This window comes from Ruegeria sp. C5, from assembly GCF_056537605.1.
In genome coordinates, this window is the sequence record NZ_JBQFRX010000005.1 from 141,352 (window position 1) to 162,119 (window position 20,768).

The following is a 20,768-nucleotide window of genomic DNA, read 5'->3' on the forward strand; positions in this document are numbered from 1 at the left end:
AAGCTGGCGGGTTTCATCTGTTTTAGCAATACTACAGTGGTCGGATCAGCCGAACACACGTCCCAGCGCGCCGTCGACGGCGTCGGTGATCTGGTCGATATCGTCCGCTGTTGCAATCAGCGCTGGCGAGAAGCACAGCGTGTTGTTGCGGCTGGGGATCGAGCGGTTGGTGGCACCGATGATGACGCCCTGCGCCATACAATCTGCGACAACGGCCTGAACGCGCTTTTCGTCCATCGGATCCTTGGTGGTCCGATCGGTTACCAGCTCGGCGCCAAGGAACAGGCCCTTGCCGCGCACGTCGCCGATGACTTTGTGCTTTTCCATCAGCGCCTGCAGGTTGCCCATCATGCGATCACCCATGTCCACGCAGTTCTGCAGCAGGTTTTCATCCTGAATGATGCGCATGTTTTCAACCGCTGCCGCCGGACCGGCAGTGCAGCCGCCAAAGGTCGAGATATCACGGAAATAGTTCATCGGGTCTGCCGCGTCGTCTTTGAACATGTCAAAGACTTCCTCGGTGGTGACCATGCAGGCGATCGCGGCATAACCCGAGGCAACGCCCTTGGCCATGGTCACGAAGTCCGGCTTGATGCCGTATTGCTGATAGCCGAACCAGGTGCCGGTCCGACCTACGCCGCAGACAACCTCGTCAATGTGCAGCAGGATGTCGTATTTCTTGCAGATCTCCTGCACGCGGGGCCAATAGCCTTCAGGCGCTTCGATGACGCCACCGCCTGCGGTCACGGGCTCAAGGCACAGGGCACCAACAGTGTCAGGGCCTTCGCGCAGGATGACCTCTTCGATCTGATCTGCAGCCCATTCGCCAAAGTTCTCTTCCGGTGCGCCGTCCAGCTCGTGCTTGCGGTATTCCATGCAGTGAGGCACGCGCACGAAATCGGGTGCAAAGGGACCGTATTGTGCGGTGCGCTCGTCCTGACCACCTGCCGACATGGTCGCCAGGGTGGAGCCGTGATAGTCGCGGTCGCGATACAGGATCTTGGTTTTCTTGCCGCCATATTTCTTGTGCGCGATCTGGCGGATCATCTTGAACGCCTTCTCGTTCGCCTCAGAACCTGAATTGGTGTAGTACACGCGGCTCATGCCCGGCATCTTGTCGATCAGCATTTCCGCGAAATTGGAACCGGGGATCGAGCCTGCGGTGTTGGCGAAGTAGCACAGCTTCATCAGCTGGTCATAAACCGCCTTACAGATAGATTCGCGACCATAGCCCACGTTCACGGTCCAGACACCGCCTGACACGGCATCCAGGTGCTCTTTGCCCTTTTGGTCCCACACGCGCATGCCTTTGCCTTCGACAATGATACGGGGATCGTTGGTCTCAAACGGCTTGTGCTGGATCAGGTGATGCCAGAGGTGGGCGCGGTCGGCTTCGACGACGCGGGAAAGATCGTTTTCGTTGAACGTGCCGTCCATGACATGTCCTTTCAAAAGTGGGGCGCGCGGGGAATCAGTAGGTCCCGGCGGGCGCAAAGTGACGTGATACTGCAGATCAACGCGAATGGTGCGCGTGAAGTAGGGCCAGATTAGCCCATAGGATATCTCCAGTGTAGCTCAAACTCGTATTAATACGGGTTTGTTATGACGTAAACTTTGTGCTCAATACGACAATCTGACGAGTTTGGGAGGATCGCCGGATGACAGCCACACCTATCTACCAGCAACATCTGGATAAAACCCCGGCGAATTTCACGCCGTTGTCTCCGCTGAGCTATCTTGAGCGGACGGCGGCAGTGTATCCGGATTACCCATCCGTTGTGTATGGCGAGCGCCGGTATAGCTGGGCAGAAACCTATGCGCGGAGCCGACGTCTGGCCAGCGCGCTGACTACGCGTGGCGTAGGCGTGGGCGATACAGTCTCGATCATCGCGGCCAATATCCCCGAGCTGTATGAGGCGCATTTTGGCGTGCCCATGGCAGGGGCGGTGCTGAACGCGATCAACACGAGGCTAGATGCGCCGATCATCGCCTTCATTCTGAACCATGCCGAAGCCAAGGTTCTGCTGGTCGATCCCGAGTTTTCAGGCGTCGTGAAACAAGCGTTAGCGCAGGTGGATCACAACATTCTGGTGATCGACATCGAAGACGCCAGTTTTGACGGTGGCGAGCGATTGGGAGATCTGACCTATGAGGCTCTGTTGGCCGAGGGTGATCCAGAGTTCGACTGGTCTTTGCCCGCAGATGAATGGGATGCGATCACGCTGAACTATACCTCGGGCACCACCGGCAACCCCAAGGGTGTGGTCTATCACCACCGCGGCGCGGCGCTGAACGCAACGTCGAATATCCTGACATGGGGGATGCCGCAGCATTCGGTCTATCTGTGGACGCTGCCGATGTTTCACTGCAATGGCTGGTGCTTCCCGTGGACGATGGCGGCCAATGCGGGCACCTCCGTCTGCCTGCGCGCCGTGCGGGACGAACCGATCTATCGCGCCTTCCGAGAAGAGGGTGTGACCCATTTCTGTGGCGCACCGATCGTGTTGAATATGCTGGCCAACGCGCCCGATCATCTCAAGGATTTCACGCAGCAGATCAAGGCGATGACCGCTGGCGCTCCACCGCCGGCCAAGGTGATCGAAGCGATGGAAGGGATGGGTGTTGAGGTTACCCATGTCTATGGCCTGACCGAGACCTATGGTCCGTCCGTTGTCTGTGCATGGAAGGACGAATGGAACGAGAAAGGCGCGGAAGATCGCGCCGCGCTGAAGGTGCGTCAGGGGGTGAAATACGTCGCCCTGTCCGGGTTGATGGTGGCTGACCCCGAGACGATGGAACCCGTGCCTTCGGATGGCGAAACCATGGGTGAGATTTTCATGCAGGGCAACATTGTCATGAAGGGCTATCTCAAGAACGCTGAGGCGACAGACAAGGCCTTCAAGGGCGGGTGGTTTGCCTCGGGCGATCTGGGGGTGATGCATCCGGATGGCTATATCGCGCTGAAGGATAGGTCCAAGGACATCATCATCTCGGGCGGTGAGAACATCTCGTCGGTCGAGGTCGAAGATACGCTGTATAAACACCCGGCTGTGATGGAGGCGGCGGTGGTGGCCCGCCCGGATGAGAAATGGGGTGAAACGCCGTGTGCATTTGTTGAGTTGAAACCGCAGGCAGAGGCGAATGAGGCGGAGATCATCGCTTTCTGCCGGGATCATATGGCCCATTTCAAAGCACCCAAGACGGTTGTGTTTGGGGCGTTGCCCAAGACGTCGACGGGGAAGATTCAGAAGTTCATCCTGCGCGACCGGGCGCGTGAATTGGGTTAATCGAAGATCGACAAATCAAGCGGCAGCATCTCGCCCATCCAGATAGCGCGATCCCGGTGATCAGCCAAGTGATCGCCGGTTTCTGGATGCGTAAAGATGGTCAGCCCTTGCCGGTTCAGGATCAGCCAGGGAAAGACCTGATCAAAGGCTTCGGCGGGAAAGCCCAGCTGGCAACTCCATCGCGGATGCGGGCCAACATTACGCGCATGCATGTGGCCCATCTGGACAGCGGGAAACAGGCGCGCGGCCTCTTCACAGACCTGCCGTGCCGTGTCCTGAGTGTCGGCGTCGAAATAGACATGGGCGTGGTAGCCGGTGATCTTGGGCATGGGGTTCTCCATCTGTCGTTGCATAGAAACCTAAGGACGGCGCGAGGATTTGTGCACCCGCACCGCCACACAGACTCTGTGCGCCGGTTCAGAGCGGAGCGTGCAGGTCAGGATGGGCTGCGGCAAAGGCCGAATGCTCGGCGCAGACGGCCTCGACTGCTGTCAGGCGTGGCATATCGGATAGATCAACTTCCCACCGGCGCGCATTATAAAGCTGTGGGATCAGGCAGATATCGGCCAGACCCGGCGTTTCACCGGTGCAGAACGGGGATTGATCAAAGCCGCCCAGCAGCGATTCAAACGCGAGCAGACCCGGCCGGATGAAGTGACGCATCCAGTCGCCGGGCATGTCGCCTGCACCTTGGGTGAGCGCGGTGGCATGTTTGGCAACCGACAGATTGCAGACCGGATGGATATCCACCGCGATACTGTGCGCCAATGCCCGCGCCGCGGCTCGCTTGGCCGGATCGGTTGGCAGCAGACCCAGTTCGCGGGTCTCATCCAGATAGTCGATGATCGCCAGCGATTGGGTCAACCGAACCCCATCGATATCCAGCACCGGGACCAGACCTTGCGGGTTGCGGTCCAAATGATCCGGGGCGCGATGCGCCCCGTTCACTAGATCCACGACGACCGGGCGGTAGGTGATCCCAGCCAGATTCAGTGCAATCCGCACCCGGTAACTGGCGGACGAACGCCAGTAATCAAACAGAACCACTTCGGACATACGATGGTTAGCCTTTGCTTAGTTCCTTGGCATGCAGCCAGTCGGCATGCTGAGGGGCTCGTTTGGTGCGCGACCATTCTTCGAGCATATCCCATTTGACCGAATCCAGCCGGGCCAGCATGGCCTCTTCCTCGGGGTCGGGGCAAGCCAGTTCCACCCGGTGACCGTTCGGATCGAAGAAATAGATCGAATGAAAGATCGAATGATCCGTGACACCCAGAACCTCGACGCCGTTGGCTTCGAGATGGTCCTTGAATGCGATCAGCTCATCACGGTCCTTCACCTTGAATGCGATGTGCTGCACCCAAATCGGCGTGTTGGGATCGCGCCCCATTTCCGGCTTGGTAGGCAGCTCAAAAAACGCCAGCACATTGCCATTTCCGGCATCCAGAAACAGGTGCATGTAGGGATCAGGTTCATGGGTGGAGGGCACATGGTCTTCGGCAATCGCCAGAATGAAATCCATGTTCAGCATCTTGCCATACCATTCAACGGTCTCTTTCGCGTCCTTGCAGCGATAGGCGACGTGGTGAATCTGTTCGATTTTCATGGGCTTACTCCTGTTTCAGGGCTGCGGCGTCCAACGCCTGCTTCAGCACCGCGTTGTCGCCGATGTGGTTTGCCAGAACCAGCACAAGGCGCGCGTTGAACGCATCGCTTTCGGCTTTCTCAAGCCCTTCATGGGCGGCCACCAGATCGGCATAGAAATCGTCTGCCTGGGTCAGATTGGATGAGAGGATCAGATCAGCCATGTCGCTTACTCCTTGCCTGTGGCGCGGCGCACCGCGTGCCGGAATGCATTTTCTTCGTAGGTGTCGCGGCGGGCGGCCACGTGCTGATCGGGACGGATCAGATAGACCGCTCCGCTGGCATCGCCCAGATAGCGGCGCTTCAGCGTCAGGGTCGGGTCGTCTTTGACCGAGAGTGCCAGGCGTTTGACGATGATGCCATCGACCTCGATCTCATCTGGTGCATCGGCGTCGATGGTCAGCAGCGTGAACTGTCCAGCCAGTTTAGGCAGTAGAAAGCCATCACCCAAAGGCGCATCGGGACAGGACGCTCCGGGACGCGTCTGCGTCGGCCCGTTCAACGCATCCGCCGAATTCAGCGACGAGCCGTCATAGACGCAAGGTACGCTCAGGCGGCCAGAATTCACCATCGGGCGGGCGAAGTCATAGTGCTCGCTCAAGTCCAGCACCGCATCGCGCAGGATGCGTGACATCTGCGATTTCGGGGTGATGAAATCGGTCGAGCGAGTCGAGTTCAGGATATTCTCGTCCGCGCCGTGAATGCGTTCCTGATCGTAGCTGTCCAGCAAAGATTCAGGTGCGCTGCCATCGATCACCAGTTTCAGTTTCCAGCACAGGTTGTCGGTATCCTGCACGCCCGAGTTTGCGCCCCGTGCGCCAAACGGGCTGACCTGATGGGCACTGTCACCGGCAAAGATCACGCGGCCATGGCGGAATTGCTCCATCCGGCGGCACTGGAAGGTGTAGATGCTGACCCATTCCAGCTCGAAATTTACCTCCTCGCCCAGCATGGCCTTGAGGCGCGGGATCACGTTTTCCGGGCGCTTTTCGCGTTCCTTGTCGATATCCCATCCCAGTTGCAGATCGATGCGCCAAACGCCATCGGGTTGTTTATGCAGCAACGCAGATTGGCCTTTGTTGAACGGCGGATCGAACCAGAACCAGCGTTCCGAAGGGAAATCGGCCTCCATGATCACATCAGCGATCAGGAAGTTGTCTTCGAACACGCGGCCCACAAAATCCTTACCCATCATGGCGCGCATGGGTGAGCCCGCGCCGTCGCAGGCGATGACCCAATCCGCCTCGATGGTGTATGAACCCTCAGGCGTTTCGACCTCAAGCTTGACGTGATCGGGGTGGGTTCCAACGGCTTCGACCTTGTTGCGGCCGCGGATTTCGATCGGTGCACCCTGCGCTTGCAATTCGCGGACGCGGTCGACCAGAAACTGCTCGAAATAGTATTGCTGCAGGTTGATGAAGGCCGGGCGCTGATCGCCGCTGTCGGGCTGCAGGTCGAACTCGTAAACCTGACGTTCGTCGAAGAACACTTTGCCCTTGTTCCAAAGAACGCCCTTGTCCACCATCGGCTGCCCGCAACCCAGACGGTCGAGGATTTCCAGCGGGCGTTTGGCAAAACAGATGGCGCGGCTGCCGAAGCTGACCTTGTCGTTGTCGTCCAGCACCAGCACCTCGACCCCTTGCTGGGCCAGATCGATGGCGGCGGCCAGACCCACCGGACCGGCCCCAACAACGATGACCTTGTGGCGCACGGGCGCTGGCGCGGATTGATCCGGGCTGGCCTCGTAGGCATAAAGTGGAACTTCAAAGATCTTGTTCACTCTCTCTCTCCCATTTCTGGCGCATCGGGCGCACCTCATCTGTTCCCCGGCACAGTTGCGCCGGAGGTCTTGCGTTAGAGTTTCACCGTCAAATCCGGGCCGCCACGATCTGGATCAAATCCGGCCCGGAATTCTTAGCCCTGCAGGGCCTCCCACATCTCCAGATCGCGCTGGGCGGTCCAGATACGGGGCGTGTCGATGCCGCGGGCCTCGTCATAGGCGCGGGCAACATTGAAGGGCAGGCAGTGTTCGTAGATCGCATAGTCGGCGAATTTTGGGTCGCATTCTGCGCGCACGGCGTCCCAGGCTTCTTTCAGCGAACCGCCACGCGCCGCGACCTTTGCTGCCGGGCGGTAGGTGCTTTCCACGAAATCGCGGGTGTTTTCGATGGCCGCGTTGACCATGTCCTTACCGACCAGAGCGTCGCCGCGCCCCGGCGCGATAGCGTCTACGTCGAACCACTTGATCTCATCCAGCGTATCGCCCCAGTCGCTGAAATGCCCGTCGCCGCAATAGCAGGCCGAGTGGTATTCGACGATGTCACCGGTGAACATGACATTCTGATCGGGCACGTGGATGACGATATCGCCAGCGGTATGCGCACGGCCCAGATGCATCAGGTCGATCCGGCGGTTGCCCAGATAAACCGTCATTGTGTCGCTGAAGGTGGTGGTGGGCCATGTGAGGCCGGGGATGCTTTCGTGTCCTTCAAAGAGACGCGGGAAGCGTTGGAATTCGCTGTCCCAGTCTTCCTGACCACGTTCAACCACCATGGCGCGCGCCATATCCGACATCAGGATCTGTTGCGCACCAAAGGCGCTGGCACCTAGCACGCGTACTGCGTGGTAATGGGTCAGCGCCACATGGGTGATCGGCTTGTCAGTCACCGACCGCACGCATTCGATCACCTTGTTGGCCAGACGCGGGGTCGCCTGCGCCTCGACAATCATCACGCTGTCATCGCCGATGATCACGCCCGAGTTCGGGTCGCCTTCGGCGGTGAAGGCATAGAGCCCTTCGCCCACCTCAGTGAAGCTGATTTTCTTTTCCGACATGTCCCCCTGGGACGCAAATGCCTTGGCCATATCAGTGATTTCCCTTCTGGACAGCGACTGGCTTTGATGATGTTGTCGCCATATGTTTGAACGTCGATTTTTGCCTTATTGGGCAACCGCTTGTGTTGTCATTGCCTGCGCCATCATCCTGCTGTGGATGGGCCGCGAACCGATTTGCAAATGCGGTTATGTCAAGCTGTGGCATGGTGAAACCTTCAGTTCCGAAAGCTCGCAGCATCTGACCGATTGGTACACGCCCAGCCACATCATTCATGGCTTTCTGTTTTACGGTCTTCTGTGGCTGGTGGCGCGCCGCCTTGCGGTTGGCTGGCGGTTGTTCATCGCCACCTTGATAGAAGTCGCGTGGGAGATTTCCGAGAACACCAATGCCGTGATCGAACATTACCGCGCGGTTACGATCTCGCTGGATTACTACGGCGACAGTGTCGTCAACTCGATCGCCGATATTGGCGCGATGATGCTGGGGTTCTGGTTGGCGCGTCGCCTGCCGATCTGGATGACGGTCACCATTGCGCTGGGATTCGAGATCCTGACCACCACGCTGATCCGCGATGGTCTGACGCTGAACGTGCTGATGCTGCTTTATCCCATCGAGGCCGTTAAGGACTGGCAGAGCGCGCTCTGAATATGCGGACTGGACCTGCATCAATCTCTGGCGAATGGATTTTCGAGTGCGGGCAGCACAGTGCCGGTGCAATCGCCGAACCCGATGGAATAGCCGTCGCCCTTGGCTGCGCCGGTCAGGGTCAGCGTGTCGCCGTTCTCGATGAAGGTGCGGGTCTCGCCTGTGTCCAGCGTCAGCGGCTCTTTCCCGCCCCAGCTGAGTTCCAGAAGTGATCCGCGCTCTGGCTTGTTCGGTCCCGAAATGGTGCCGGACCCCAACAGGTCGCCCGTGTTCATCGGACACCCAGACGTCGAGTGATGCGCCAACTGCTGCGCCGCCGAGTAGTACATCTCGCGATAATTGGTCCGTGCGATGGTCGTGGCGTCTTTATTCTCGGGCGCCATCGTCACGGCCAAATCGATGTCATAGAGCATCGGGCCGCAATCCTTCAGGTGGTCCAGCAGGGCAAACTCACGGTCGGGCGTATCGCAGCGGAACGGTTCCAGCGCCGCTTTGGTCACGATCCAGGGGCTGATCGAGGTCGCGGTCGCCTTGGCCTGAAATGGCCCCAGCGGCTGGTATTCCCAGGCCTGAATATCGCGTGCGGACCAGTCGTTTAGCAGGACATAGCCAAAGATGTTGTCATCGGCTTCCTGCACTGAAATTGGACCGTCAGACGGTGTGCCCACGATTGCACCCATCTCTAGTTCGATATCAAATCGACGGCTGGGCAGGAAAGCAGGCAGGTCCTGATCGGGCGATTTCAACTGACCCCAGGGGCGACGGATATCCGTGCCTGAAACGACAACAGACGACGCGCGGCCGTTATAGCCGATGGGGATGTGCAGCCAGTTCGGCGGCAACGCGTTTTCCGGGCCGCGGAACATGGTGCCCACGTTCTGGGCATGGTGGCGGCCCGCGTAGAAATCGGTGTACTCGCTGACGGCAAAGGGCATGTGCATCTCGGCCTCGTCCTGCGGGATCAGCAGACCTTCAATCTTGTGCTGTTCGTCCGAATCTTCAGCCAATAGCGTAGATAGGCGGTCGCGCAATGCAGCCCATACGGCAGGGCCTTCTTCCATCAGCGGATTCCAGAAGGGCAGATCGAACAGCGGCTCATCCGAAAGCGCGATTAATCCATCAGCTTCGGCAGCAGTCATGTCGAAGATCATGTCGCCGATGGCAACGCCGCAGCGGGGCTCGGTGGTTTCGGTCGAGAACACGCCATAAGGCAGGTTGTTCAGCGGGAAGGGGTGGTCGGCGGAATTGGCTGATGCGACCCAGGATTTCTTCAAAGGCATATTGCGTCCTTATGTCTTTCGGTTACGAGGCGGCGCGCAGGGATTTGAAGCCCAGCAGGGCTGCCGCCAATATCATGAAGCTGCCACCGATCCGGTCGAGCCAAAGCCTTGCCGGCCCCTGCAGGCGCCGGGCCAGCCAACTGGCAGTGGAGCCATAGGCCATCAGAAACAACCCGTCTATGATCAGATATGTGGCCGAGAGGATGGCGAATTGCGGCCAGAATGGCAGCGCGCCATCGATGAACAGCGGAAACAGAGCGGCGAAGAACACCACCGCCTTGGGATTCGCGGCAGAGGTGATGAAGCCCTGCATCCAGAGCACCTTTCGGCTGGCACGTGGCGCATCGTTGGTTTCGGCAACACGTGCCTTCACGATTTGCTTGACGCCGAGATAGACCAGATAGGCCACGCCCAACCACTTGATCACGGTAAAGGCGGTCCCGGACGTGGCGATCAGGGCAGCCAGACCCAGACCGGCGGCCAACATTTGAAAGAAATTGGCCGTCAAATCACCCGCAGCGGTAAAAAAACCTCGCCGCAGCCCATTGGTTGCCGAGTTCGACAGCATCAGCAACTGGCTTGGCCCCGGTGTGCTCATCAGCAGCAACACCGTCGCCACATAGGTGATCCAGATATCAAAACTCATCTCGTCTCCGGTGATCCTTCAACTTGTTACTTGTCGAATAATAGTTGATTTTGTAACTAACAAGGATGACCCAGCCTAAAAATGACCAAAAAGATGAGTTTGATTTGCGAAATTTCCTGCCGTTCCTGTTGAATCAGGCGGCCGAGGAAAGTTCGCTTGAGTTTCAGCGCGTTTACAAGGATCGCTACGGAATGCTGCGCACCGAATGGAGGGTGCTGTTTCATCTGGGCAATCATGGTGAGATGACCGCACGCGACATTGTTGAGCGTGCCAAAATCCACAAAACCAAGGTCAGCCGTGCGGTCAGCCGATTGCAACAGCGCCGATATTTGCAAAGGTTGCGGGATGAAAATGACCGGCGGGTTGAGCGGCTATCGCTGACCTCGGCTGGCCAGAAGGTTTATCGTGAGCTAAGCGGTATCGCGCAGGATTATGATCAGAAACTGGCATCGCGTTTCACCACGGGTGAGGCCGCTTTGCTGCGCATGATGCTGCGACGTCTGGCCGGAATGGATTAGGGTACTGGTAATCCGGTACAGCTGCCCCCAGATCAACGTCATAACGGACACAGGAACGACACATGACAGCGCCGGATTCCCCAACGGCAAAATCCCATGATCTGATAGATTGGTTGGTGACCCGAGGCCTGGAAGGGGCCGACAAACAAGAACTTCTGGACGGGTATTGCACCCGTTTAGTTGATCTTGGTGTGCCCTTGATGCGCTTTCATGCGGCGCAACCGGCCTTGCATCCCGTCTATGGCGGAACGGGCTATAGCTGGTACCGCAGCAAAGGAAGTAATCTGGAAACCTTCGAGTATTCCGAAGAGCCCAGTGAAGTTTGGACACAAAGTCCGCTGTATGCCGTATTGCACGAAGATATCGATGCTATCCGTGAACGGCTGGTCGACCAGAACGAACCCAGCCGTTTTCCCCTGCTAAACGAGTTGCGGGAAAACGGAGCCACGGACTATTACGCGACTGGCATCAGCTTTGATGTGCCGGCTCAACGCAACCCCTATGATGCGAAAGAGGCAATCGACGGTGTCTTAATGTCCTGGTCCAGCAATGCGCCGGAAGGATTCTGCGACGATGATCTGGACGTGATCAATACGGCGCTACCGCATCTGGGGCTGGCTCTGAAGTCAGCCTCGAACGCGCGGGTGTCGAAAGATTTGATGCGGGTTTATCTGGGGCGCGATGCCGGTCGTCGGGTCTTGTCCGGTGAAATCCGTCGCGGGTCACTGCAGCAGATCGATGCGGTGATCTGGAACTTCGATCTGGAAGGGTTCACCAGCTTGTCGGAAGAGATGCCAGGGATCGAAGTCATAGATATGCTGAATGACTACCTGGGTGTGGTGGTCGATGTTGTTCATCAATGCGAAGGCAACATCCTGAAGTTCATGGGCGACGGTGTCATGGCGATGTTTGATGTCGGCGAGATCGATGCCGATGCCCGCGCCGCGCTGGCTGCGGCGACCATGCTGCAAGAGCGCATGGCCGAATTGAACACTCAGCGGAGTTCACGGGGGCAACCGGTTTCGAACTATACGCTGGCATTGCACTCTGGTGAGATCCTCTATGGAAACATCGGCTCCGAAAGTCGGCTGGATTTCACGGTAATTGGTCCGGCGGTCAACCAGACTTCGAGAATCGCGGGAATGCACAGGTCACTGGGGCAGCGCATCCTGATTTCCGACGATGTAGCCCGCGCGGCCCATCCCTGCGATCAGGATCTGATCTCGGTCGGTCGCTATATGTTGCGGGGCGTGGCAGAGCCGAAAGAGCTGTTTACGATTTACAGAACGGCGGGCTAACCGATCACTGACACCCGTGCCAACGCGTGCGACTGCTGCTGCGCACGATTTCATAGAATGAAATCGATCCGGAAACTTTTAAATTTTCCGGGGTCTTGGGCGGATATGTTGGGTAATTCGAGCTGTGGTCGCTCAGAAATCGATCTCAACACCCGGCAAGCTCAGTTCCTTCATCATGTCGCGCAATTCCTGGCGTGCGGCGATGTTGGAGATATTGAGCTGCTTGACCCCGATATCCTTGAGGTCCAGCAAAGTCAGTCCGCGCGGGAACAACTCGCGGAAAATCACTCGCTCGGAAAAGCCCGAGGCGACGCGGAAGCCGATGCGCTGTGACAGCATTTCGATCGCGCGTTGCATCTTCTCCTTGTTGACCATGCGCTGGGTCCCGACCCGGTTGCGCACCACTACCCAATCGATGGGTTTCAGCCCGGCCTGTGCACGCAATTGGCGCGCGTTCCAGACCATCTCGGAATAGACCGAGGGGCCAAGGATTCTCTCACCTTTGGAATCGATCCGCGCCAGCAGGTCAAAATCGATGAAACTGTCGTTCAGCGGTGTAATCAGCGTATCGGCCAGCGAATGTGCAACCTGGCTGAGTCGAGTGTGCGAACCGGGGCAGTCGATCAGGATGAAATCGCTATCGCTTTCCAGTTCGGCCACGGCGGCCGAAAGGCGGTGGTCATAGATGTTTTCACCGGGTTGCAGAGCGCTGGCGTCAATCTCGGGCAGGTCGTGGTGGCGTGGGCTGGGCAGAGACAGGTCCGAGCCGTTCAGGAAGTTCAAGCGGTTCTCGAAATAACGACCCAGACTGCGCTGCCGCAGGTCAAGATCGAGTGTGCTGACCTTGTGCCCCAGCCGTGCCAATGCAGTGGCCACATGCATCGACACGGTTGATTTGCCTGCGCCGCCCTTTTCGTTCCCGACCACAATGATATGTGCCATGCCTGTATTCCCAAGTCCCGCCGTGTTTGCCTACACGTTGTTGGCAGCCACTATATGTTGTGTAGGCCGGGAAGGGAAGAACCTCGGGCCGTCTTGAGCGGTATTATCAAGCCTCAAATTGGAAAAGTGCTTGGTACTTGGGGGTTAGGGTAAATCCTTGCCAAACACACACCCCTGTTTCACTGTCCATCCTATGGATTTGTGATCGAGGGCAGCCATTGGATCATCTGTTTCTGAACGTTTTGAACGTGGTTCTGCCTGTCCTGATTTGCGCTGGAATCGGTTACGCTCTGGCTTTGATCAAGGCCCCCTATGACAACAAGGTCATTGGCGGGATCGTCTCGCGGGTCGGGTATCCGACGCTGATTATCTCGCACCTTTCAACCACCCAGATTGCGGTCGGCACCTTTCTTGATGTCATGATGGCCGCCGCTTTGGCGATTGCAGGTTTTGGGCTGTTGGGGCTTGTCGCGCTCAAACTGATGCGGCTGCCGGTGCGGGCATTTCTGACGCCACTGATGCATGGCAATGTCGGCAATATCGGCCTGCCCATTACCCTTTTGGCGCTGGGCGATGCGGGAATGGCCTATACGATGGCATTTGTGGTGGTTGTGCTGATCAGTATCTTCACGATCGGCATGTGGATTCCGGCCGGAGAGTTCTCACCCAAGAAACTGGCGACTTCGCCGATTATTTACGCGGTCGCACTGTCGCTGGTGTTGATGGCGACGGGCACCAGCCTGCCGCAACCGGTGGCCAAATCCTTTGATATTCTGGGCGGTCTTTCAATCCCGCTGATGTTGCTGACGCTGGGCCACACGCTGGCGACCCTGCGGATCAAAAGCCTTGGCCGAGCCGTTTTGCTGACAGCGCTGCACCTGCTGATGGCTGCGGTGATTGCCAGCGCGTTGGTCTGGAGCTTCGGCTTCACCGGGGCTGAGCGGGGCGCGGTGATCCTGTGCTGTTTGATGCCCTCCTCTGTCGCGACCTATTTGTTCATCGATCAGCATGTGCCGGAATACGGACCCGATGTGGCCGGGTTCATTCTGGTTTCGACTCTGTCCACGATCCTGGTGCTGCCATTGGCGCTGTCCTACTGGATCTAATAGGCGCTGCGCGCGCAGCGCGCTAAAAACAGTATCTATCAGCAAAAAACCGTTTAATAATAGGCACAACACGGTGCCCGAAGGGCCAGCGCGCTATTCCTGAACGGGGGACAGGCAGATGCCAAAAGACGTCACTGACGACATATCCGGCGCGGGAGGGGCACGTCTGGTTCTGGTGATGACCGCGCTGTGCATGATGGTTGTTGGCTTCAACACAACCGCCGTTGCGACGATCCTGCCAAATCTGAAGGCCGAGTTCGATCTGTCGCCTTCCAGCCTGCAATGGGTGATGGCGATCTATACGGTGGTTAGCGCGACCCTCGTTACCATCGTCAGCCGACTTGGCGATATCACCGGCAAGATGGGCGTCTTCTTTGCCGGAATGATCGTGTTCGGTCTTGGCTCGGCCCTTGTGTTGTTTTCGCAGGATGCAGCCATGTTGCTGGCAGGCCGCGGGGCCCAAGGTGCCGGGGCGGCAGCGCTGTTTGGCACCTCGCTTTCGCTGCTAACTGCCGCCACGCCCGAGGAACAACGGGCCAGCGTCACCGGTGCCTGGGGCGCGATCGTCGGGCTGGCAATTGGTGTTGGTCCGATCGTTGGCGGCGCGTTTGCGCATTACCTCAGCTGGCGGGGCGTGTTTGCCACAGATCTGGCGCTGCTGATCGTGGCGTTTGCGGTCGGGTTGCGGGTCAGCAAAGAGCATTACGTCCCCGACACCCGTCTTGCAGGCGCAAAGTTCGATCTTGCGGGTGCAGTCGCACTGGTCCTGCTGCTTGGCCCGCTATCCTTCGCCCTCAGCAATGGAGAAAGCCACGGATGGGCCACAAGATCGACCCTGATCCCGCTTGCCGTGTCGGCTGTAGCGGTGATTGCACTGATCATCACCTCGCGCCGCAGCGCGGACCCTCTGATCGAGCTGCGCTACTTCCGCCACCCCCGTTATTTCATGGCGGCGGCAGGGATGTTCATTACCGGCTTCGCGCTGTTCAGCTTTTTCGTCTATTTCAACGTCTTCGTGCAATCGCCAGATGCGTTTGGCCTGTCCGCTGTTGGGGCGGGGGTGGCGATCCTGCCGTTGAGCCTCAGTATGTTCGTCGTGTCCGTGGTGGCTCCGCGTTTTCTTGCACCTTACAGTTTTCGATGGCCGGTGATCCTGGGCATGGGGTTCATGACCTGTGGGTTCATGCTGTTGACGACAACGACGAACACAACAGGCATGGGTGCGATTTGGTGGAAGCTGGTGATTATCGGGATCGGGCTTGGCATCGGTTTTTCGTTATTGCCGCGTCTCGGGCTGCGCTTGTTGCCGGAAGAACATATGGGGCAGGGCTCGGGCGTAGTGAATGCGTTCCTTTATTTTGGGGCCACGCTTGGTGCGGTTGTCGGCGGGTTGGCTGAAGCGATCACCACCCGGCGCGGCCTGACCGAAGTGATCAACGCCTTGCCCACCGGGTCCGAGCAACGGGCTGATCTGGCCCATGCGTTGACACATGGCACTGCAAGTCAGGTGCAACAGCTTATCGCTGGGCTTGATCCGACCACAGGCGAAACGCTGGCGCGTGCCCTGCGGGATTTGCAGGATGATGCATTTAACAGTGCCATGCTTGTCGCCGCTATCGCTGCGCTTTTGGGGATGATCCTGGCTGCCGTAATGCTGCGAGGCCCGGTGCCTCCACCGCACAGCGCGGTTGATCTGACAAGGGACTGATCGTCGGTGGGGCCACTTGTGACCGGCACTCAATCGGCCTAGGTTTTTGTCATGTGTGGAAAGTTTGCAGCCGGTAACCTGACGCAGCGGGAAATGCTGGCGATTACCGAGTATTTTCTCTACGGCAAGGTCTCGCCTGATCTGCCCGAGCAGCTGCCTTCGGGTGGGTACAATGTGTCTCCGACCAATCGGGTTGGCATGGTCCGTTGGGACGGCGATCAGGCCGATTTGGCTACTGCGCGCTGGCAAATCAAGGATCCGCGCAGCAAGAAGCCGATGATCAATTCGAAGATCGAAAATGTCAGCTTCTGGCAGCAATACTGGAACAAGGGGCGCTGTCTAATTCCGGCACTGGGATATTACGAGTGGCCCAAGGACCAGGGCCATGATTGCCCGGTCTACATCACGGTTCAGCGCAATGCCCCGGTGATGTTTTTTGCGGGGTTTTACAGGACTGATGACGGCAGCCATAGCTGTACGATCCTGACCCGGCCACCCAGCCCTCAGATCGCGCATATTCACAGCCGAATGCCGGTGATCCTGAGCCCGGATGAGATCGAAAACTGGCTATCGGGCGTCACAACTGCGCAAGAGGCGCAGCAGTCGTTGGGCACGCAGTACGAAGGCCGGTTCGAATATCACACCGTCAAACCCATCAAGCGCGGGGCCGAGGGTGAGGACATGATCGAGCCTTACACGCCCCCCGTCCAGACCGGGTTTGATTTCTGAGCCTGCAGTAATCACGGCAGGAGAATAAAAAAAAGGCCGCCCAAATGGACGGCCTTTCGCATTTCAACCAGGTCGGGATTAGAAGCCCAGACCTTCGTATTTCTTCTTGAACTTCGACACGCGGCCGCCTGCGTCCATCAGGCGCGACGAACCACCGGTCCATGCGGGGTGCACGGAAGGGTCGATTTCCAGAGCCAGCTGGTCGCCTTCGCTGCCCCAGGTGGATTTCATCTGAACCACGGAGCCATCGGTCATTTTGACGTTGATGACGTGATAATCGGGATGGATGTCTTTTTTCATCTTTCCGCTCCTTACGCCTCGGCGCCAGCCTTGGGCTTGTAGTTGGTGACTTCTGCGATACGCGCGGATTTACCACGGCGCGAGCGCAGGTAGTACAGTTTGGCGCGACGAACGCGGCCACGGCGGACAACGGTGATGCTGTCGATATTGGTCGAATGCAGCGGGAACACACGCTCCACGCCTTCGCCAAACGAAATCTTGCGAACGGTGAACGAACCGGCGATACCGCTGCCACCTTTGCGCGCAATGCAGACGCCTTCATAGTTCTGCACACGGGTACGCGACCCTTCGGTCACTTTAAAGCCGACACGGATGGTGTCACCGGCTTTGAAATCGGGGATGTCTTTCCCCAGGGCGGCAATCTGTTCCGCCTCAAGCTGTGCGATCAGGTCCATCGCAGTTACTCCTATCTGCTCGTGGTTGGTCCACGAAGTTTGGGCACGGCCTGAGAGCTCTTGGTCTTCACCGGGTCCTGCGTACAGCCCGCCAGAGGTCAGATCGAATGTTCCTTTTGGTCCGGTCCGCCCTGTCGCGCCGGTGCCGAAGAAAGCTGGGCGTCACGTCAGGATGCAAACCAAAAACACCGGAGTCGCGCAAAGCCACACCGGATTGCGCTGCTTTACGGGCTTTGCGGGCGGGGATCAAGCCTTATTCTTGGTGAAACAGGTGAGTTTTTGCCACCCGTCAAATCCACCGTTGCCTTGTTCACCAGATCAGGCATTCTGGGATTAATTATAAGAGCAGATATTTGATACAGGATCATAAGATGCGCAAAGCACTTCTGTTGGCCGTTATGGCGCTTGCACTTGTCTCATGTGGTCGCCGCGGCCCGCAACCTCAGGTGGTTGAGCCGCAGGCCTTCGCGGACACGACCCCGCCTTCGATCATCTACCCCGCCTTTGGTGACGCTGACCCGCACCCGTGGGAGGGACGTCATCCCGGCCATTACCCGGTGCATGGGCTGGATGTCTCGCGTTGGCAGGGGCCGATTGATTGGCGCACCGCGCAGAAGAACGGTGTCAGCTTTGCCTTCATCAAAGCCACCGAGGGCGGAGATTTTACCGACCCGATGTTCGACGAGCATCGACGCGGCGCACAAGCTGCCGGAGTGCCGTGGGGGGCCTATCACTATTATTATTTCTGCCGTCCGGCCCATGAACAGGCGCGTTGGTTCATCCAGAACGTGCCCAAAGGGGCCGACCTGCCGCATGTGCTGGATATGGAATGGACGCCCCATTCCAAAACCTGCACCCTGCGCCCTGATGGCCGAACCGTTCGGGCCGAGGCGCAGCGGTTCCTTGATATTCTCGAGCGCCACTATGGCCGACGCCCGATTGTCTACACGACGGTAGATTTCTACGGCGACACCGATATCGGACGACTTCCCAAAACTGAGTTCTGGCTGCGCTCGGTCGCGGGCCACCCGCGCAACGTTTATCCAGGCTCGGTCTGGCGGTTCTGGCAATACACCGGCACCGGGCTGGTGCCGGGGGTTCAGGGTAAGGTGGACATCAACACCTTCAACGGCACACCGGAAACCTGGGCGTTGTGGAAGGCAACCCGTTAGTCTTAGCCCTTATCTTCTGATTTTCGATAGGCGTCCCACAGATCGGGCCGCCGTTCGCGGGTGATCTGTTCCGACATTTCATGACGCCAATCCGCAATGCGTCCATGGTGGCCTGACATCAGGATCTCGGGGATCGGGCGGCCTTTCCAGTCGGCGGGGCGGGTGTATTGCGGATGCTCCAATAAGCCAGAGGAAAAGCTCTCCTCCTCGGCTGAGGCCTGGTTGCCCAGAACGCCCGGGATCAGCCGCACGGTGGCGTCGATCAGGGCCTGTGCGGCGATTTCACCCCCGGTCATGACAAAATCACCCAAGCTGATCTCTTGCACGCCGTAGTGCTCCAGCACGCGCTCATCGACGCCTTCGAAACGACCACATAACAGGGTCATGCCATCGCAGCGAGCCAGGTTTTGCATCATTTTCTGATCCATCCGACGCCCACGCGGGCTGAGGTAGATCAACGGCCAATTGCCCCGGATGCCCGCCATCGTATGCTCAATGGCCTCACCCAGCACATCGGCACGCAGGACCATGCCTGCACCGCCGCCCGCCGGGGTGTCATCCACATTGCTGTGCTTGCCGATCCCGAATTGGCGCAAATCCACAGTTTCCAACTGCCATAGCCCTTCTTGCAGGGCCTTGCCGGTCAGGCTTTCGCCCAGAACACCGGGGAAGGCAGATGGGAACAACGTGATGATCTTGGCCTTCCACACCCCGTGCAGATCGGGCGTCGGCGTCATCAACTCGCGCGGCTTCAACGTTGGACGGATGGCTTTGCGGCCATGGGACTTTCCGGGTTTATCTGTCATCTCGAGCCGATCAGATCATTCTGGGTGCTTTGAACCAAAGCCGTCTTTTGATCGATCAGCGCAGCATCGTCCAGATCGGATCGGTTCATTTCCAGCATCTGCTGCAAGACATCCTCGGGCAGGCGTGGGTTTGATCGGGTCGGGCCTACCAATTCGGCGGCTTTGTCCGCAGGCAGGTCAAGGAATTCAGCAAAAGTGCTTCCAAGCCCATGTCGCTGGCCCTGCAGGTCTTCCAGCCATTCGGTGCGGACCGAGACCGAGGGCAAACGGTCGCGCACAGCCGCAGCAGCAATCTGAGGCGACGGCACCGGTTCAAGCCGGGCGCGGAAAGTCTCAAAATCCTGAATTAGGCGCGAGCGTTGAAGATCATGTGCCCACAGGCTGCGCAGCCAGCTTCCGCGTTGGCGCAGCGAGTAGTAGATCGTGATATGCACCTCTTCCCCGGCAAACCGGTCGCGGATCAGGCCGACAAGGCACGAGGCGAGCTCGGGCGCGGCCTCATATCCCACCGCGACATTGCGGCTGGGGCGCAGGCCTGAGAAATTCTCTTCGCTCAGAACCAGCCCGCGTTTCTGGCCGAATTCCAGCGAATTCAGAAAGTGCCGCATCTGATCCTTGAAATCGCTCATCGCGCCGGGGGTGCCGTAGACGGAATAGCGCGTGGCGGCCTCGGACAAGCCTGTTTTGCGGGTCCGATAGGGCAACACCAGCGCATGGTGCGGCCAGATCAGTGACCGGTTCTCGAACAGAAAGGACTGTGCCGCCGTTGTCCCGGTCTTGTGCAGACCCAGATGCAGCAACACGCGACGCATTACAGCAGGCCCTCGGGCGGGTCGGCGATGATGCGGCCCTTGTCCAGATCAACGGTCGGAACGGATTCGAGTGTAAACGGCAGCAGCACGGTGGCCTTTAAGCCCGGACCGTGCAGTTCCAACAGATCCGCCGCGCCGTGATTTTGAACCGATTTCACCCGACCCAGCAGGGTGCCGCCGGTGTCATAAACCTCAAGCCCGATAAGGTCGGTGTGGTAAAACTCATCGTCCGGCAGCGACGGCAATTGATCGCGCCGCGCGTAAAGGCGCAGGCCATTCAGCGCATCCGCCGCTTCCTTCGTCTCAATGCCACCCAGCCGGGCGGCAAAGCCGTTCTTGATCGCGCGGGTCAGGACTACGGGATAGCGCTCTTTACCTTCTTCGTCTGTCAGCGGCGAATAGCCTTCGATATCCTCGGGGACGGCGCAGAAACTTTTCAGCCGCACCTCGCCGCGCACCCCATACGAGCCCGCGATGCTGCCTACGCAGATCAGATCACTCATTTCGACCATCCGTCACACATAGCCCGTCCCGCCATTGTCCGATCACCTCGCACGCCTCGCGCTGGTTCGAGCGTTCGAAGAATACGCCCACAATAAATGCGATCGCCAGCAGGATGGGAAGCCGTAACAAACCGAACATGA

The 20,768-nt window shown here is 58.5% G+C and carries 24 protein-coding genes; 8 read left to right on the plus strand and 16 right to left on the minus strand.

What is annotated here, in order from left to right:
• Positions 1-45: 45 nt before the first annotated feature.
• Positions 46-1,437, minus strand: coding sequence for an aminotransferase class III-fold pyridoxal phosphate-dependent enzyme (locus ACR0AW_RS16580; RefSeq protein ID WP_170392687.1), 1,392 nt, complete (start codon positions 1,435-1,437; stop codon positions 46-48).
• A 221-nt stretch (positions 1,438-1,658) separates the two neighbouring features.
• On the opposite strand from ACR0AW_RS16580, the gene ACR0AW_RS16585 reads away from it, so the two are divergent.
• Positions 1,659-3,287 (plus strand): acyl-CoA synthetase, encoded by a 1,629-nt coding sequence (locus tag ACR0AW_RS16585; RefSeq protein ID WP_170392686.1) that lies wholly within the window; start codon positions 1,659-1,661, stop codon positions 3,285-3,287.
• Here ACR0AW_RS16585 and ACR0AW_RS16590 read toward each other — a convergent pair.
• From ACR0AW_RS16590 to ACR0AW_RS16615, 6 genes are all read right to left on the minus strand, one after another.
• Positions 3,284-3,616 (minus strand): DOPA 4,5-dioxygenase family protein, encoded by a 333-nt coding sequence (locus ACR0AW_RS16590; protein ID WP_170402428.1) that lies wholly within the window; start codon positions 3,614-3,616, stop codon positions 3,284-3,286. The two genes, ACR0AW_RS16585 and ACR0AW_RS16590, sit on opposite strands and share 4 nt — an antisense overlap.
• 88 nt (positions 3,617-3,704) lie before the next feature.
• Positions 3,705-4,343: a maleylacetoacetate isomerase gene (maiA, locus tag ACR0AW_RS16595; protein ID WP_170402426.1), complete on the minus strand. Its 639-nt coding sequence runs from the start codon at positions 4,341-4,343 to the stop codon at positions 3,705-3,707.
• Between the two features lie 7 nt (positions 4,344-4,350).
• Positions 4,351-4,893: a VOC family protein gene (locus tag ACR0AW_RS16600; protein ID WP_170392683.1), complete on the minus strand. Its 543-nt coding sequence runs from the start codon at positions 4,891-4,893 to the stop codon at positions 4,351-4,353.
• A gap of 4 nt (positions 4,894-4,897) precedes the next feature.
• A complete protein-coding gene (locus tag ACR0AW_RS16605) occupies positions 4,898-5,095 on the minus strand; it encodes a DUF2783 domain-containing protein (protein ID WP_170392682.1) in 198 nt (65 codons plus the stop codon).
• A gap of 5 nt (positions 5,096-5,100) precedes the next feature.
• Positions 5,101-6,711, minus strand: coding sequence for an FAD-dependent oxidoreductase (locus tag ACR0AW_RS16610; RefSeq protein WP_170402424.1), 1,611 nt, complete (start codon positions 6,709-6,711; stop codon positions 5,101-5,103).
• A 134-nt stretch (positions 6,712-6,845) separates the two neighbouring features.
• The gene (locus tag ACR0AW_RS16615; RefSeq protein WP_039541551.1) at positions 6,846-7,796 is read right to left on the minus strand and encodes an MBL fold metallo-hydrolase; all 951 of its coding nucleotides are present in this window, start codon (positions 7,794-7,796) and stop codon (positions 6,846-6,848) included.
• Positions 7,797-7,848: 52 nt separating this feature from the next.
• Here ACR0AW_RS16615 and ACR0AW_RS16620 point away from each other — a divergent pair, with 52 nt between their 5' ends.
• Positions 7,849-8,412, plus strand: coding sequence for a DUF2585 domain-containing protein (locus ACR0AW_RS16620; protein WP_170402422.1), 564 nt, complete (start codon positions 7,849-7,851; stop codon positions 8,410-8,412).
• A gap of 20 nt (positions 8,413-8,432) precedes the next feature.
• Here the strand turns inward: ACR0AW_RS16620 and fahA are convergent, their stop codons facing one another.
• A complete protein-coding gene (gene fahA / locus ACR0AW_RS16625; RefSeq protein ID WP_170513345.1) occupies positions 8,433-9,692 on the minus strand; it encodes a fumarylacetoacetase in 1,260 nt (419 codons plus the stop codon).
• Positions 9,693-9,714: 22 nt separating this feature from the next.
• Complete coding sequence (locus ACR0AW_RS16630; protein WP_170733718.1) at positions 9,715-10,338, minus strand: LysE family translocator; 624 nt, start codon at positions 10,336-10,338, stop codon at positions 9,715-9,717.
• 65 nt (positions 10,339-10,403) lie between these two features.
• On the opposite strand from ACR0AW_RS16630, the gene ACR0AW_RS16635 reads away from it, so the two are divergent.
• Positions 10,404-10,856 (plus strand): MarR family winged helix-turn-helix transcriptional regulator, encoded by a 453-nt coding sequence (locus ACR0AW_RS16635; protein WP_170392676.1) that lies wholly within the window; start codon positions 10,404-10,406, stop codon positions 10,854-10,856.
• A gap of 62 nt (positions 10,857-10,918) precedes the next feature.
• A complete protein-coding gene (locus tag ACR0AW_RS16640; protein ID WP_170392675.1) occupies positions 10,919-12,154 on the plus strand; it encodes an adenylate/guanylate cyclase domain-containing protein in 1,236 nt (411 codons plus the stop codon).
• A gap of 132 nt (positions 12,155-12,286) precedes the next feature.
• On the opposite strand, the gene ACR0AW_RS16645 is transcribed toward ACR0AW_RS16640, so the two are convergent.
• Positions 12,287-13,096 carry a division plane positioning ATPase MipZ gene (locus ACR0AW_RS16645; RefSeq protein WP_170402416.1) on the minus strand — a complete coding sequence of 270 codons (810 nt, stop codon included), beginning with the start codon at positions 13,094-13,096 and terminating at the stop codon, positions 12,287-12,289.
• Between the two features lie 218 nt (positions 13,097-13,314).
• Between ACR0AW_RS16645 and ACR0AW_RS16650 the strand changes: the two genes are divergently transcribed.
• The 3 genes from ACR0AW_RS16650 to ACR0AW_RS16660 all read left to right on the plus strand — a co-directional run bounded on the left by ACR0AW_RS16650 (position 13,315) and on the right by ACR0AW_RS16660 (position 16,639).
• Entirely contained in the window at positions 13,315-14,202 is an 888-nt protein-coding gene (locus tag ACR0AW_RS16650; RefSeq protein WP_170402414.1) for an AEC family transporter, read from the plus strand.
• Positions 14,203-14,320: 118 nt separating this feature from the next.
• Entirely contained in the window at positions 14,321-15,910 is a 1,590-nt protein-coding gene (locus tag ACR0AW_RS16655; RefSeq protein ID WP_170733719.1) for an MFS transporter, read from the plus strand.
• Between the two features lie 51 nt (positions 15,911-15,961).
• Entirely contained in the window at positions 15,962-16,639 is a 678-nt protein-coding gene (locus tag ACR0AW_RS16660; protein WP_170733720.1) for an SOS response-associated peptidase, read from the plus strand.
• 78 nt (positions 16,640-16,717) lie between these two features.
• Here the strand turns inward: ACR0AW_RS16660 and rpmE are convergent, their stop codons facing one another.
• Together rpmE and rplS are read right to left on the minus strand one after the other, a co-directional pair.
• Positions 16,718-16,939, minus strand: coding sequence for a 50S ribosomal protein L31 (gene rpmE / locus ACR0AW_RS16665; protein ID WP_170392669.1), 222 nt, complete (start codon positions 16,937-16,939; stop codon positions 16,718-16,720).
• Positions 16,940-16,950: 11 nt separating this feature from the next.
• On the minus strand, positions 16,951-17,334 hold the full coding sequence (gene rplS, locus ACR0AW_RS16670) for a 50S ribosomal protein L19 (RefSeq protein ID WP_170328369.1): 384 nt from the start codon (positions 17,332-17,334) through the stop codon (positions 16,951-16,953).
• Between the two features lie 371 nt (positions 17,335-17,705).
• On the opposite strand from rplS, the gene ACR0AW_RS16675 reads away from it, so the two are divergent.
• On the plus strand, positions 17,706-18,506 hold the full coding sequence (locus ACR0AW_RS16675) for a glycoside hydrolase family 25 protein (RefSeq protein ID WP_170648527.1): 801 nt from the start codon (positions 17,706-17,708) through the stop codon (positions 18,504-18,506).
• A gap of 2 nt (positions 18,507-18,508) precedes the next feature.
• Here the strand turns inward: ACR0AW_RS16675 and trmD are convergent, their stop codons facing one another.
• The 4 genes from trmD to ACR0AW_RS16695 are packed head-to-tail and all read right to left on the minus strand — an operon-like array spanning position 18,509 to position 20,766.
• Positions 18,509-19,312: a tRNA (guanosine(37)-N1)-methyltransferase TrmD gene (trmD, locus tag ACR0AW_RS16680; protein WP_170733721.1), complete on the minus strand. Its 804-nt coding sequence runs from the start codon at positions 19,310-19,312 to the stop codon at positions 18,509-18,511.
• Positions 19,309-20,124, minus strand: coding sequence for a hypothetical protein (locus ACR0AW_RS16685; RefSeq protein WP_170425117.1), 816 nt, complete (start codon positions 20,122-20,124; stop codon positions 19,309-19,311). The genes trmD and ACR0AW_RS16685 overlap by 4 nt, the downstream gene beginning before the upstream one ends.
• Positions 20,124-20,627: a ribosome maturation factor RimM gene (rimM, locus tag ACR0AW_RS16690; protein WP_170392665.1), complete on the minus strand. Its 504-nt coding sequence runs from the start codon at positions 20,625-20,627 to the stop codon at positions 20,124-20,126. Before rimM ends, ACR0AW_RS16685 begins: the two co-directional genes overlap by 1 nt.
• On the minus strand, positions 20,620-20,766 hold the full coding sequence (locus ACR0AW_RS16695; protein ID WP_170392664.1) for a hypothetical protein: 147 nt from the start codon (positions 20,764-20,766) through the stop codon (positions 20,620-20,622). Before ACR0AW_RS16695 ends, rimM begins: the two co-directional genes overlap by 8 nt.
• Between the last annotated feature and the right edge of the window lie 2 nt (positions 20,767-20,768).

Bases quoted from the DNA above. Each gene is read 5' to 3' on its own strand.
- ACR0AW_RS16580 (WP_170392687.1), bottom strand. From the start codon at position 1,437: ATGGACGGCACGTTCAACGAAAACGATCTTTCCCGCGTCGTCGAAGCC.
- ACR0AW_RS16585 (WP_170392686.1), top strand. From the start codon at position 1,659: ATGACAGCCACACCTATCTACCAGCAACATCTGGATAAAACCCCGGCG.
- ACR0AW_RS16590 (WP_170402428.1), bottom strand. From the start codon at position 3,616: ATGCCCAAGATCACCGGCTACCACGCCCATGTCTATTTCGACGCCGAC.
- maiA (WP_170402426.1), bottom strand. From the start codon at position 4,343: ATGTCCGAAGTGGTTCTGTTTGATTACTGGCGTTCGTCCGCCAGTTAC.
- ACR0AW_RS16600 (WP_170392683.1), bottom strand. From the start codon at position 4,893: ATGAAAATCGAACAGATTCACCACGTCGCCTATCGCTGCAAGGACGCG.
- ACR0AW_RS16605 (WP_170392682.1), bottom strand. From the start codon at position 5,095: ATGGCTGATCTGATCCTCTCATCCAATCTGACCCAGGCAGACGATTTC.
- ACR0AW_RS16615 (WP_039541551.1), bottom strand. From the start codon at position 7,796: ATGGCCAAGGCATTTGCGTCCCAGGGGGACATGTCGGAAAAGAAAATC.
- ACR0AW_RS16620 (WP_170402422.1), top strand. From the start codon at position 7,849: ATGTTTGAACGTCGATTTTTGCCTTATTGGGCAACCGCTTGTGTTGTC.
- fahA (WP_170513345.1), bottom strand. From the start codon at position 9,692: ATGCCTTTGAAGAAATCCTGGGTCGCATCAGCCAATTCCGCCGACCAC.
- ACR0AW_RS16630 (WP_170733718.1), bottom strand. From the start codon at position 10,338: ATGAGTTTTGATATCTGGATCACCTATGTGGCGACGGTGTTGCTGCTG.
- ACR0AW_RS16635 (WP_170392676.1), top strand. From the start codon at position 10,404: ATGACCCAGCCTAAAAATGACCAAAAAGATGAGTTTGATTTGCGAAAT.
- ACR0AW_RS16640 (WP_170392675.1), top strand. From the start codon at position 10,919: ATGACAGCGCCGGATTCCCCAACGGCAAAATCCCATGATCTGATAGAT.
- ACR0AW_RS16645 (WP_170402416.1), bottom strand. From the start codon at position 13,096: ATGGCACATATCATTGTGGTCGGGAACGAAAAGGGCGGCGCAGGCAAA.
- ACR0AW_RS16655 (WP_170733719.1), top strand. From the start codon at position 14,321: ATGCCAAAAGACGTCACTGACGACATATCCGGCGCGGGAGGGGCACGT.
- ACR0AW_RS16660 (WP_170733720.1), top strand. From the start codon at position 15,962: ATGTGTGGAAAGTTTGCAGCCGGTAACCTGACGCAGCGGGAAATGCTG.
- rpmE (WP_170392669.1), bottom strand. From the start codon at position 16,939: ATGAAAAAAGACATCCATCCCGATTATCACGTCATCAACGTCAAAATG.
- rplS (WP_170328369.1), bottom strand. From the start codon at position 17,334: ATGGACCTGATCGCACAGCTTGAGGCGGAACAGATTGCCGCCCTGGGG.
- ACR0AW_RS16675 (WP_170648527.1), top strand. From the start codon at position 17,706: ATGCGCAAAGCACTTCTGTTGGCCGTTATGGCGCTTGCACTTGTCTCA.
- trmD (WP_170733721.1), bottom strand. From the start codon at position 19,312: ATGACAGATAAACCCGGAAAGTCCCATGGCCGCAAAGCCATCCGTCCA.
- ACR0AW_RS16685 (WP_170425117.1), bottom strand. From the start codon at position 20,124: ATGCGTCGCGTGTTGCTGCATCTGGGTCTGCACAAGACCGGGACAACG.
- rimM (WP_170392665.1), bottom strand. From the start codon at position 20,627: ATGAGTGATCTGATCTGCGTAGGCAGCATCGCGGGCTCGTATGGGGTG.
- ACR0AW_RS16695 (WP_170392664.1), bottom strand. From the start codon at position 20,766: ATGTTCGGTTTGTTACGGCTTCCCATCCTGCTGGCGATCGCATTTATT.